Origin of the sequence: Pyxidicoccus xibeiensis (assembly GCF_024198175.1) — a bacterium.
Classification (GTDB): domain Bacteria; phylum Myxococcota; class Myxococcia; order Myxococcales; family Myxococcaceae; genus Myxococcus; species Myxococcus xibeiensis.
The window spans coordinates 23,636-35,430 of the sequence record NZ_JAJVKV010000001.1; the positions used below are offsets into that span (position 1 = coordinate 23,636).

Annotated in this window: 10 protein-coding genes; 7 read left to right on the forward strand and 3 right to left on the reverse strand. The window is 71.5% G+C overall.

What is annotated here, in order from left to right; translation table 11 throughout:
* Positions 1–92 precede the first annotated feature (92 nt).
* Genes LXT23_RS00095 through sitI6 form a run of 3 tightly spaced genes read left to right on the forward strand, consistent with a single transcriptional unit; the run spans position 93 to position 2,374 of the window.
* Positions 93–905 carry a metallophosphoesterase family protein gene (locus LXT23_RS00095; protein WP_253977976.1) on the forward strand — a complete coding sequence of 271 codons (813 nt, stop codon included), beginning with the start codon at positions 93–95 and terminating at the stop codon, positions 903–905.
* Positions 906–926: 21 nt separating this feature from the next.
* Entirely contained in the window at positions 927–1,628 is a 702-nt protein-coding gene (gene sitA6, locus LXT23_RS00100) for a SitA6 family polymorphic toxin lipoprotein (RefSeq protein WP_253977977.1), read from the forward strand.
* Between the two features lie 17 nt (positions 1,629–1,645).
* Positions 1,646–2,374, forward strand: a complete 729-nt coding sequence (sitI6, locus tag LXT23_RS00105; protein WP_253977978.1) for a SitI6 family double-CXXCG motif immunity protein — start codon at positions 1,646–1,648, stop codon at positions 2,372–2,374.
* Positions 2,375–2,383: 9 nt separating this feature from the next.
* On the opposite strand, the gene LXT23_RS00110 is transcribed toward sitI6, so the two are convergent.
* The gene (locus tag LXT23_RS00110; RefSeq protein ID WP_253977979.1) at positions 2,384–6,730 is read right to left on the reverse strand and encodes a DEAD/DEAH box helicase; all 4,347 of its coding nucleotides are present in this window, start codon (positions 6,728–6,730) and stop codon (positions 2,384–2,386) included.
* Positions 6,731–6,879: 149 nt separating this feature from the next.
* Here LXT23_RS00110 and LXT23_RS49495 point away from each other — a divergent pair, with 149 nt between their 5' ends.
* On the forward strand, positions 6,880–7,005 hold the full coding sequence (locus LXT23_RS49495) for a hypothetical protein (protein WP_256560472.1): 126 nt from the start codon (positions 6,880–6,882) through the stop codon (positions 7,003–7,005).
* Positions 7,006–7,077: 72 nt separating this feature from the next.
* Here the strand turns inward: LXT23_RS49495 and LXT23_RS00115 are convergent, their stop codons facing one another.
* Both LXT23_RS00115 and LXT23_RS00120 read right to left on the reverse strand, forming a co-directional pair.
* The gene (locus tag LXT23_RS00115; RefSeq protein ID WP_253977980.1) at positions 7,078–7,671 is read right to left on the reverse strand and encodes a DUF2378 family protein; all 594 of its coding nucleotides are present in this window, start codon (positions 7,669–7,671) and stop codon (positions 7,078–7,080) included.
* Positions 7,672–7,737: 66 nt separating this feature from the next.
* On the reverse strand, positions 7,738–9,201 hold the full coding sequence (locus tag LXT23_RS00120) for a hybrid sensor histidine kinase/response regulator (protein WP_253977981.1): 1,464 nt from the start codon (positions 9,199–9,201) through the stop codon (positions 7,738–7,740).
* 152 nt (positions 9,202–9,353) lie between these two features.
* On the opposite strand from LXT23_RS00120, the gene LXT23_RS00125 reads away from it, so the two are divergent.
* From LXT23_RS00125 to LXT23_RS00135, 3 genes are all read left to right on the forward strand, one after another.
* The gene (locus LXT23_RS00125; protein WP_253977982.1) at positions 9,354–10,313 is read left to right on the forward strand and encodes a PLP-dependent cysteine synthase family protein; all 960 of its coding nucleotides are present in this window, start codon (positions 9,354–9,356) and stop codon (positions 10,311–10,313) included.
* Between the two features lie 123 nt (positions 10,314–10,436).
* Complete coding sequence (locus tag LXT23_RS00130; protein ID WP_253977983.1) at positions 10,437–11,291, forward strand: peptidoglycan recognition protein family protein; 855 nt, start codon at positions 10,437–10,439, stop codon at positions 11,289–11,291.
* Between the two features lie 103 nt (positions 11,292–11,394).
* Positions 11,395–11,709: a hypothetical protein gene (locus LXT23_RS00135; protein ID WP_253977984.1), complete on the forward strand. Its 315-nt coding sequence runs from the start codon at positions 11,395–11,397 to the stop codon at positions 11,707–11,709.
* The last annotated feature ends 86 nt before the right edge of the window (positions 11,710–11,795 follow it).

The window sequence follows — 11,795 nt, forward strand, 5'->3', positions numbered from 1 at the left end:
CCTCTGCTCCCGGGTCTCGGTAGCGCCCCGGCGCATGCATGGACAGGAGGCGGGCCGTCAGGAACACCGGGCCTCATCCGACCCTGCCGCGCATGCGAATCCTGACACTCGACGCGGTGCCGTCACAGACCTGGCCCTATCAGTCCGCGGCACCGCGCGGCGGGGCGGAGCTCCGTCACTTCCCGTTGCTGCATGGCACGGTGGACGCGCTGCCGGAGGGGCTGGATGCACTGCTGGTGCTGTCGGACCTGCAGGGCGTGGCGCCCCATGCAGCGCGGGATGGGGCGGTGGCGCTGCTGGGAGAGGTGCTGGCCGATACGCTGGCGGAGCTGGGCGAGCTGGGTGAGTTGCCGCTCGCGGGAAACACGGGCGTGGTGCTCGCGGGGGACCTGTACTCGGAGGACTCCGCGACGGTGCGTGGGGCGTCGGGGGACGTGCGGGAGGTGTGGCGTGCCTTCGCGGCGCACTACCGCTGGGTGGCGGGCGTGGCCGGCAATCACGACACCTTCGGGAGTGCGCGCGAGCAGGAGCGCTTCAAGCGCGAGCCGGGAGTCTGCCTGCTCGACGGCGAGACGGTGGAGCTGGAGGGGCTGCGGGTGGCGGGGGTGGGCGGCATCATCGGCCGGCCCGACAAGCTGGGACGGAGGGAGGAAGAGGAGCACCTCGGGTTGATACGCGAGGTGCTGCGCGATGCGCCGGAGCTGCTCGTGCTGCATGCGGGCCCGGACCTGCCGGGAATGCGCGTGCATGGGAGCGCGCCCATCCGGGAGGTGCTCGAAGGACGGGAGGGGCTGTTGGTGGTGTGCGGCCACGCGCACTGGGAGGAGCCGCTCGCCACGCTGCGCGGGGGGACCCAGGTGCTCAACGTGGACAGCCGGGCCGTGCTCCTCCGGCGGGGAGGGTGAGCCGGTATCGTCCGGGGCACGATGACGACGCTTCCGCGAGTCCGTCCTGGGGTGCTGTTCGCTGTGTTGCTCTGCGCCTGTGCTTCGTCGTTTCCCGGCGGGCGCGCCTGGGAGGACGCGGAGCGCGCGGAGGCGTGCGACTCCGCCGAGGTGGAGCAGTGTGTCGTTGTTGCCTGTGAAGGCGAAGACTGCGGCCTCTTCGACTGCGCCGATGTGGACTTGGAGGCGCTGGCGGAAGCTCCGGTGGAGCTGGCTCAGGGGTACTCCCGTCCTCCCCATCGTGCGCCGGCCTTCCGCAACTGGCGGAACACGGGCATCCGGGCCGGCGCACGCCCTCGGATGACATTCCACTTCCGCTACCGCCAGGGCTTCCTCCCCGCCCTACCCCGCGAGCCGGGCAAGCTGGTGCATCACCACCTGTTTCCGCAGCAGCCGCTGCTGGCGCGGTGGTTCCTGCGCTGTGGCGTGGACATCCACAAGTTCACCATCCTCATCCCGGAGCACATCCACCGGCAGATTCACAGCGGCACGGGACGTGGTGGCCTGTGGAACCAGGCCTGGCGCGACTACCACGCGTCCATCCGTGGCCGCACCGTGACGCCCGAGGAGCTTCACCGGAAAGCAGTTGAGCTCATCTTCCGCTTCGAGCTGACAGGCCCGGTCGTGCCGTATAACGCCCCCATGGGTCCGTTTCAGTCACTCCCTTCGCTGAAGGCGCCCTGAACGCCTGGAGGCAAAGAGTGAAGTTCTACGAAGCCACCGAGGACACCTCCCTGGGCTACACGGGCAACCTGGACGATGCGGTCCATAAGTGGAGCCTGCCGGGCGCGCAGCCCTGCCCTACCTGCCGCGCCGGAGGAGGCATCACGGGCCTTCAATACCCGTGCGTGGACCTGTCGAGCCTTCCCGAACACGAGCTCAAGAAGCTCTCCGACCCATGGCCGGTGCCAGCCGAGGAACTCGCTCGTCTGACCGAGCTGGTACGTCCGTTCGTGCCTTCGTGGGCCGTGCTGAAACCGGGGGCAGCATTCGGCCCCATCACCGGGAAGGGAATCAACCGCGTTGGCGACCTCTTCATGCAGACACCGTGGACGCTTCTGCTCCGTCGGGAAGCCTTGGAGCAATTGCAGTCCTCGGGCCTGCGCGGCCTCCAGGGCTGTCCCATCCAGGTGAGCTTCCGCGGCAAGAACCCGCCGGAGTTGCTGGACCTCCAACTGAGGCTGTACGGCCGGCTCCATACAGCCTGCTTCCCGCCGGACCTCAAGCCGCCCTGCCCGACGTGTGGCAACCCCCGGGACAAGAGACTCCCCGACCCCATCATCCTCGACGCCGCGACGCTGCCTACGGGCGTGGACGTGTTCCGCCTGGAGGAAATCCCCGGCTACATCTTCGTCACCGAGCGCTTCGTGGACGCCGTGTCAGGACTGGGCCTCGTTGGGGTGAAGTTCCAGGAGCGGGAGGCCCGCTGAGCGCCCTGCTCAGCTCGCCAGCACCTGGCCTCCGCCGCCCTCCGTGTCCTCTCCGATGTTGCCCTCGGGCTCGTCCTCCACCGCGTCGACGCCTCGTGGCACGCCGTCCACATAGGTGACGACGTTGCCCGGCATCGCGGGCACTCGAGGCCCCGGTGTCACCACGCCCGTGAGGTTGAGCGGGTCCACCCCGGAGAGCTGCACGCGCACACCCGAGGGCGCCTGCCGGCGCACCGCACGCGCCATGTCCACCGCCTCCGGCAGCGCGAACTGCTCACCCACGAAGCCCGCCACGAAGCGCCCGCCGCGCACCTCGCCGCGCGCCTCCATGCGCCGGTACACGAACAACAGCTCGCGCCACGTGGGTGCCAGCGCCTCGCGCATCACCAGGTCGCGCCAGACGATGCCGTAGCGCTGGAGGAACAGGCGCGCCAGCGAGTCCATCACCTCGTCCGCGGGCTTCGGCTCGGCCGGGGCCAGCAGGCTCCAGCGTCCCGGGCCTCCGCGCTGCAGCAGCTTCTGCCGCTTGCGGTGCGCCGGGCTCTGGAGGATGCGCAGGTTCTGCACCGCGTCCGCCGTCACCAGCCCGCGCGCCACCAACTCCCACAGCGCGTCCTCCACCTCCGCGGGCAGCCGCCGCGCACGCGACACCAGGTCCTGGAAGAAGCACGCACCGCGCCGCTCGAGCACCGCCACGATGTCCTTCGCGGCCACGCTCAGGTCCGCAGGCGTCCACACGTCCCCGTCCGCCAGCACAGCATGGGGCCGCGCCGCGGTGAGCATCCACTCCAGGTCCTCGCGCAGCGTGAAGGTCAGCGGCGCGTTGCGCGTAGGTGACGCCCGTGAGCGCGCCGGCGGCGGCTCGGGCTCCACCGTCACCGGTGCACCCCGGCGAGGGCCCGGCGGCGGCTTCGCGTCCTTCATCGTCAGCCGGCCCCAGGCCACCTCGCCCGCGTAGCAGGCCCGCTCCAGCATGTCCGGCGTGTAGCCGCGCATGCGCGCCGGAAGCAGGAAGCGCTCCCACGCGGAGGCCGGGGCCTCGTAGCCCTGGAGCAGCCGCACCGCCTTGAGCAGACCCGTGGAGCCGCGCAGCGCGTCCACGTCCTCCAGGTGGTGCCACCGGAAGAGGAAGCGCATGAAGTCCTGCGCGCTCAGCGGCTCGATTTCCTTGCGCAGCCGCCCCACCGTCATCCGGTGGATGCGCTGGAGCAGCCGCCTATCGCACCACTCCAGCGGCGGAGTCTCGCCAGGCGCGAGCGGCGCCTCCAGCGGACGGAAGCGGCCGCGCAGCACGGAGCCCTGCGCCTCCAGCGCGTGCAGGGCCACGTTCACCTCGTCCTCGCTCAGCACGGTGAGCCGCGCCAGCTCCGCCACCGTGGTGGGCCCCAGCATCTCCATGCGCCCGCGCACCACCTGGAAGATGGCGGCGTCACGCTCCACCGGCCGGTCGTACTCCAGCACCGGCAGCACAGGCTGCGTCACCACGCCCGGGAAGAGCGCCCGCACCGCGTTGCCCCGCTCCGCGGACACCAGGAAGCGGCCCGCCGGCAGCTCCAGCCACGCCACCCGCCCCTGCTTGAACAGCCCCACCTCCAGCCCGCGCGGCACCTCCGGCGCGCGCAGCAGGATGAGCTGCAGGAGCGCGTCGTGCAGCTCGTCCTCGTCGCGCATCGGCGGCGCGGCGTCCTCCACCACCTGCGCAATCGCCGAGGCGTCCAGCGCGCCGAACGCCGCCGCGTCCTCCGCCGGCAGCGCGCGGCGCAGGGCCACGTTGCGCACGCGGCGCTCCTCGGCCGGCGCGTCGTCCAGGAAGGTGTACGGCTGGCTGTGAATCATCGCGTGCGCGAAGACGCTCGGCTCCGGCACGTCGCGCGCCTCCAGGCGGATGCGGCCGTCCTTCATGCGCCGCAGCACCTCGCGCAGGCCTTCGATGTCCATGGCCTCGCGCAGGCAGTCGTCCATCGTCTGCTTCACCAGCGGGTGGTCCGGCAGCTCGATGTCGCCGCCCCCGTGGTTGTCCTGGCAGCCCACCTGCGCGGGGAACACGGCGGCCAGCAGATCCTCGCTGCGCGCGCGCTGGAGGTTGGGCGCCACGCGCTTGCCCGACATGAACCGGTGCAGCGCCAGCGCCCGCGTGGCCACCCAGCGGAAGCGCGTGCCGAAGATGGGGGCCTGCAGCACCGCCTGCACCAGCACCTCCTCCACGCCGTCCGGGTGGAGGAAGTCGAAGATGTCCGCCAGCGGGAAGGAGTGCTGCTCGCCCAGGGACAGGAGGATGCCGTCCTCGGTGGCCGCCGCCTGCAACTCGAAGTCGAACGAGCGGCAGAAGCGCTTGCGCAGCGCCATGCCCCACGCGCGGTTGATGCGGCTGCCGAAGGGCGCGTGGATGATGAGCTGCATGCCGCCGGCTTCGTCGAAGAAGCGCTCGGCCACCACCGTGGTGTGGCTGGGCACCGCGTCCAGCATCTTCTTGCCCAGCCGCAGGTAGCCCAGCAGCGCGTCCACCGCGGGCGGCGGCATGCGCAGCTCCTTCTGCAGGAACGCCGGCGCGTCCTCGCGCGACAGCAGCTCCTCGCGAAGCCGGCCCACCTGGTGCGACAGCTCGTCCGTGCGGCCCGGCGCCTCGCCGCGCCAGAAGGGCACGTTGGGCGGAGCGCCTCGCGCGTCCTCCACCACCACCGTGCTGCCCATCACCCGCTGAATCCGCCACGCGGTGCTGCCCAGCAGGAAGATGTCTCCGGGCGAGGACTCCACCGCGAAGTCCTCGTCCAGCGTGCCCACCACCTTGCCCTCGGGCTCGGCGGTGACGCTGAAGGTGAAGGTGTCCGGAATGGCGCCGCCGTTGGTGAGCGCCGTGATTCGCACGCCCCGCCGGCCCTTGAGGCGCTGGTTCACCCTGTCCCGGTGCAGGTGGATGCCCGCGCGGCCCCTCGCGGCGGCGATGCCCTCCGAGAGCACCTCCAGCACGCCCTGGTACTCCTCCCAGGTGAGGTCGCGGTACGGGTACGCGCGCTTGTAGAGGCTGAAGAGGGCGCGCTCGTCCCACTCCTCACAGGCGCACGCGGCGACAATCTGCTGGGCCAGCACGTCCAGCGGCTTCTGGGGGATGAGCACCGTGTCCAGGTCGCCCTCGCGCACGGCGTTGAGGAGCGCGGCGCACTCCATCAGCTCGTCGCGCGTCATCGCGAAGACGATGCCCTTGGAGATGGCGGCCTTGTGGTGGCCGGCGCGGCCCACGCGCTGCAGCAGCACGGAGATGGCGCGCGTGCTGCCCAGCTGCACCACCAGGTCCACGTTGCCCACGTCGATGCCCAGCTCCAGCGACGCGGTGGCCACCATGGCGCGCAGCTGCCCGGCCTTCAGCTTCTCCTCGGCCGCGAGGCGAATCTCGCGCGACATGCTGCCGTGGTGGGCCGCCACCGTCCCCTCGCCCAACCGCTCGCCCAAATCGTGCGCCACGCGCTCCGCCATCTTCCGCGTGTTGACGAAGATGAGCGTGGTGCGGTGCTGGCCCGTCAGCTCCACCAGCCTGTCGTAGACCTGCCCCCACATCTCGTGCGTGGCCAGCGACGACAGCTCCGCGTCCGGAATCTCCAGCGTGAGGTCCCACGGGCGCAGGTGGCCCACCTCCACCCGGCGGCACTCGCGGTGGGAGGCGCCGGTGAGGAAGCCGGAGATGGCGTCCAGCGGCTTCTGCGTGGCGGACAGGCCGATGAGCTGCGGGCGGACTTCTGTCAGCGCCTTGAGCCGCTCCAGCGACAGCGCGAAGTGGCTGCCCCGCTTGTCGCGCGCCAGGGCGTGGATTTCGTCCACGATGACGGTGCGCACCTTGCGCAGCGTGGCGCGGGCGCGGTCCGCGGTGAGGTAGAGGTAGAAGGACTCCGGCGTGGTGATGAGGATGTGCGGCGGGCGGCGCACCATCTGCGCGCGCTCGGACGCGGACGTGTCCCCGCTGCGCACCTGCACCCGCAGCTCCTGGGGCGTGAAGCCCTCCGCGCGGGCCCGGGCGAGCAGCTCCTCCAGCGGCTGGAGCAGGTTCTTCTGCACGTCGTTGCCCAGCGCCTTGAGCGGCGACACGTAGAGCACCTGCGTGCAGTCCGGCAGCGTGCCCTCCACCGCCAGCCGGAACAGCGAGTCCAGCGCGGCGAGGAAGGCCGTGAGCGTCTTGCCGCTGCCGGTGGGCGCGGCGATGAGCACGTCCTCCCCGGCGCGGATGAGCGGCCAGCCCTCTATCTGGGGCCGGGTGGGCTCGCCCAGGCGCTCGGCGAACCAGCGCCGCACCACGGGGTGGAACGGGGCCAGCGCGGGATGCGCCGCGCACTCGGCGGCGAAGTCGAGGCTGATCTGCGGGGCCATGCACACCTCTCCAGCAGCAGCCTGAACACAGGTGCAGCCCGCCGTCAACGCGGGGAAACCTGCTCCAAGGCCAGGGCAAACCCTGAACGCGCGTTCCGCCGCGGACGCAACCGCCGGGGCGCTGTCACCTGCGCTCCAGGTGCGGCGACGTGGCGCGGCAGACGCTGCGAGCGCGCGCCCGCGCGGAGGACGGACGCATCGGCCGGGTGCTGGGCGTGCTGGCGGACATCACCCACCAGCAACCCACAGCCACCGGCGTCATCCAGGCCGCGTGAAGCACGCGGACGCGCCCGGGCGGCGCGCAGAGGCCCCGACGGGTGCTGGTGCCGAGGCTTCCGGAGTGAGGCTCACGCCCCCGGGCGGTACACGGCCGGCGTGCGGCGCGCGGCGACGCGCGCCCAGGTGAGACGGAAGGTGGCGGCCGTGCCGTCGAAGGCGATGGGCTCCACCTGCACCTGCCCCGCGCCCGCGCACCGCAGCGTCTCCGCGAGGAAGCCGGCGGCGAAGTACGGGTTGTCCGCCGTGACGTCCTTCATCCACAGCGTGGCGGAGTCCTGCGTGGACTCCTCCACCCGCACCTCGTTGAAGTTGTTGCCGGCGCGCACGTTGTAGGGCACCCGCTCCAGCGTGCGCAGCGGCCCCAGCTGCGTGACGAGCGACATGCTCGCCCGGCCCACCGCCGTCTGCCGGAAACCCTGCAGGTAGCGCGCGCCCAGCTCGAAGCAGGCCTCGTGCGGCGGCAGCGCGGGGTACACATCCCGCGCGGCCACGCGGAGGAAGCCCCGCCACTGCTCCACCGTGTAGTGGGGGCGCAGCGGCTCGGACAAATCCAGTCCCACCGCCTTCAGATTCTGACGACCCTCCCGCGTGAGGTGGGGACCCAACGCTCGCACGAAGAGGGCTTCCACGGATTGCGCGAAGATGAGCTTCTCGGCCGGCATGACCGGAAGGTGGCAGCGACCCTGCCCTGCGGCGAGGGTCAACGCACCGCATTCGTCAGCTGGTCATCATCGGGGCAGACGGACCGTGAAGGTCGTCCCACCCTCCGCACTGGAAGAGACCTGCACGTCCCCCCCATGGCCACGGACAATCTGTGAGGTGATGTACAGTCCGAGCCCCAGGCCACCGGCCGTGCCGGCCTCCGAGCGGGCGCGCTTGCCCCGGCGCCAGGCGCTGAAGACGTGCGGCAGCTCCTCGGTGGGGATGGGAGGGCCCCCGTTGTGGACGCGGACCACCGCGGCCTGTTCGTCCGCGTCCACCTGCACCTGCACGGGGCCGTCCGCCGGGCTGTACTTCAGCGCGTTGGCCACCAGGTTGCCCAGGGCCTGCTCCAGCCGGTCCGTGTCCCACTCGCCCCGGCCGTCCCCCTTCACCTCCAGGAGCAGCACCCGGCCGGGGTGGCTGGCGCGCAGCTCGTCCAGCGTGCGGCGCACCACGTCGAAGATGTCCCCCGGCACGCGCACCACGGGGATGCCGCCGCCCAGCCGCGCCCGGGCGAAGTCCAGCAGCTGGCGGATCATCCGGTCCATCCGGTCCGCGCTGGTGAGGATGCGGCTGGTGAGCATGGCCTGGCGCTCGTCCAGCCCGCCCCGGCGCTGCAGCTGCTGCGCGGACATGGACAGGGCGTTGAGCGGGTTGCGCAGGTCGTGCCCGAGCATGCCGATGAACTGCTCGCGGAACTCCTCCGCGCTGCGCTCCTCGGTGACGTCGCGCGAGGAGGACATCACCGCCACCACCTCGCCGCCAGGGCCCACCGAGGGCGAAATCACGAAGTCGTAGTGCCGCAGGCCCTGGTTCGACGACGTCACGACGATGGAGCCGCGCTGCACCTGCCCCGTGCGCAGCGCCTCGCGCACGAGCCGGGTGTACGACTCCAGCGAGGGGTCCTCGGCGAGCATCCCGTCCAGCGTCTTGCCGGGGCCGTGCACGGAGTGGGCGCCGCGCGCCGCGTACAGGGCCTGGTTGGCGAAGACGACGCGGCCGGTGCCGTCATAGAGGATGATGGGCTCCGCCGCGTTGGAGATGGCCATCTCCAGCAGCCGGCGCTGGTGCTCCACCTCCTGCGACAGCGCGCGCACCTCGCGCTCCGCCTTGCGCAGCCGCAAGAGCGCGTGGACCTGGGCCACCAGCTCCTCCGGGTCCACCGGGGCCACCAGGTAGCCGTCCGCGCCATGCTCCAGGCCCATGGCCCGGTCTCCCGGCCCCACCGCCTGCGCGGACAGGTGCAGCACCAGCACGTTGTGGGTGCGCGGCGCCGCCTTCATCCGCCGACACACCTCCAGCCCGCTGATGTCCGGCAGGCGCACGTCGAGGATGACGAGGTCCGTGTGCTCGTCCACCAGCGCGAGCGCCTCGCGCCCGGTGCCCGCCTCCACCACACGGAAGCCGGCCAGTCCCAGCACGCGGGAAGTCACGTACCGGCTGGCGACGTCGTCATTGACGTTCAGGATGACCGCGGGCTTGGAAGTCATTCGCGAGCCCTATCTAACGCATGGCGTATCCCCATGGGGAACGGTCCGTTCGCAGGGCAGGCGGGCTGTCGGGCGCCCGGGGGCACGCAAAGTGTGCGTCGAAGCCTTGTCCAAGCTCCCAGAAGGGGCCGTTTCGGGGTAGTGAAGGCCGTATGCGCCCTCCCTGTCGCCCGCTCCCCGCGGATGGCCGTTTCCTCCAGGCCGTGGGTCCCACGCCGCTGGTGCCCGTCCGGTTGGACCCGGAAGGCCCCACCATCTGGTGCAAGCTGGAGTTCCTCAACCCCAGCGGCTCCACGAAGGACCGCATCGCCCGCTACATGCTGGAGAAGGCGTGGCGCCTGGGCGAGCTGAGCCCCGGGGGCGAGGTGGTGGAGGCCTCCAGCGGCTCGACGAGCATCGCCCTGGCGCTGGCCTGCGCGCAGATGGGGCTGCGCTTCACCGCGGTGATGCCGGAGGGTGTCACCGGCGAGCGCGTGCTCACCATCCGCGCCTACGGCGGCGAGGTGGAGCTGGTGCCGCGCGAGACGGGCGTGCGCGGCGCGATTGTCCGGGCGGAGGAGCTTGCCCGCGAGCGCAAGGCATTTGCCCCGCGCCAGTTCGAGAACCCCGACAACGCCGAGGCGCACCGGGTGTGGACGGGGCAGGAAATCCTCTCGCAGATTCCAGGCGGGCTGGTGCACGGCGTGGTGAGCGGCGTGGGCACGGGCGGCACCGTGGTGGGCCTGTACCAGGCCTTCGCGGAGGCCGGCTGCCCGGTGACGCCCTTCGTGGCGCGGCCCATCGCCGGGCTGGGCTGCGACATCGAGTGCTGCAGCTTCAGCCCGCGGGTGCCGGGCGTGGTGGACGGCATGTCCAAGCTGTACCGCGACGCGGACATGCCCGGGCGGGTGGAGCTGGACGTGTCGGACGAGCTGGCCATGCGCACCGCGCGCGCCCTCATCCGCCGGGGCTTCCCGGTGGGCCCATCCTCCGGCCTCAACTACGTCGCCGCCGTGGAGGCGGCGAAGCGCCTGGGCCCGGGCTCGCAGGTGGTGACGGTGTTCCCGGACCGGATGGAGCGCTACTTCTCCACCGAGCTCATCCAGCAGCCGAAGCCCGCCCAGGCCTCCTGAAGCCGCCTGGAGCGGGACGGACCCGGGGAGCGCCGGGAGCCTCATCCTCCAGGGCACGCAACTTCGGAACGGTGTGGGGCGATAATTACGACAAGACTCCCCACCCTTACGCCCTCGGTCCCCATGAGCGTCCGTCTCCCCCCGGCTTCCACGACGTCCCGCACCACCCAGACCACCAAGACGACCGCCGCTGCGGCCACCACCGTCACCGCGCCCGCCGCGGGCCTGCGCAAGGGCGACGAGGGGCCCAAGGTGAAGCAGCTCCAGGACGCCCTGGTGAAGCTGGGCTACCTGACGAAGGCCCAGGCGGCCACGGGCCCCGGCAGCTTCGGCCTCAAGACGGAAGCGGCCGTGAAGAAGTTCCAGGCCGACAAGAAGCTGCCCACCACCGGCTTCTACGGTGAGCAGACGGCCGCGGCGCTGAAGAAGGCGCTGGCCGACGCGGCCGGGCCGGTGAAGCCGCCCACCACCACGCCCCCCAAGCCGGGCACCTTCGCCAAGCCGCCCGTCATCAGCGCGCCCTCGCCCAACCAGGACTCGCGTGGCGGCACGGACATCGACACCATCGTCCTGCACCACACGGCGTCCAACGACGGCAAGGCCGACATGGCGTGGATGCGCAACCCGAAGAGCAAGGTGTCCGCGCACTACATGGTGGACCGCGACGGGAAGATCTACCAGCTCGTCGGGGACGACAAGCGCGCGTGGCACGCGGGCAAGGGCGAGCTGCACGGCGTGCCCTCCGACATCAACTCGCGCTCCATCGGCATCGAGCTGGTGAACGACGGCAGCGGCAAGACGGCCTTCACCGAGGCGCAGTACAAGGCCCTCACCCAGCTGACCGGCCACCTGAAGCAGAAGTACGAGGTGCCCCTGAAGAACATCGTCGGCCACGCCGACGTCGCCGTGCCCAAGGGCCGCAAGAACGACCCGGCGCCCAACTTCGACTGGAACCGGCTGCGCAAGGGCGTCTCCTGAGTTGAGTCACCCGTAGGGCAGGGAGGCGCGCGGGCGGGGAGTCGCACCCACCGTGACGCCTCCCCGCGCGTTCCGTCCTGAAGCGTGGTAGGACGGGCCCCGCGTGCTTCGAATCTGGCTCTGCCTCTGCCTGCTGCTGTTCGCTCCGAGCGTCGGAGGCCTGCTGGCCACCGTGTCGGGCATGGCCGCGGAGGTGTGCTCGCAGCGCTGTCCGGATGACGACGCGCAGGGCCAGTGCGCGCCGGACTGCACCGACTGCACCTGCTGTGGCCACGTGCGCTCCGTGGCCGCGCCGGTTCCCATGCCCTCGCTCACGCCGCGCGCGGACAGGCCGCCCCTCTTCGCCCACGAAGAGAAGGAGCCGCCGTCCGCCCACGTGGGCGACATCCTGCACGTCCCCATAGCCGTCCTCGCGTAGGCCCTCTTCCGCCTTCCGTCCGAACGCGTCCGCCAGGACCGGTGTGCCCTTTCTGCTCCGGGCATGCCCACGCCTGATGCTCGCTC

Excerpts from the sequence above, each read along its gene's own strand:
- LXT23_RS00095 (WP_253977976.1), top strand. The coding sequence starts at position 93 with ATGCGAATCCTGACACTCGACGCGGTGCCGTCACAGACCTGGCCCTAT.
- sitA6 (WP_253977977.1), top strand. The coding sequence starts at position 927 with ATGACGACGCTTCCGCGAGTCCGTCCTGGGGTGCTGTTCGCTGTGTTG.
- LXT23_RS00110 (WP_253977979.1), bottom strand. The coding sequence starts at position 6,730 with ATGGCCCCGCAGATCAGCCTCGACTTCGCCGCCGAGTGCGCGGCGCAT.
- LXT23_RS00115 (WP_253977980.1), bottom strand. The coding sequence starts at position 7,671 with ATGCCGGCCGAGAAGCTCATCTTCGCGCAATCCGTGGAAGCCCTCTTC.
- LXT23_RS00120 (WP_253977981.1), bottom strand. The coding sequence starts at position 9,201 with ATGACTTCCAAGCCCGCGGTCATCCTGAACGTCAATGACGACGTCGCC.
- LXT23_RS00125 (WP_253977982.1), top strand. The coding sequence starts at position 9,354 with ATGCGCCCTCCCTGTCGCCCGCTCCCCGCGGATGGCCGTTTCCTCCAG.
- LXT23_RS00130 (WP_253977983.1), top strand. The coding sequence starts at position 10,437 with ATGAGCGTCCGTCTCCCCCCGGCTTCCACGACGTCCCGCACCACCCAG.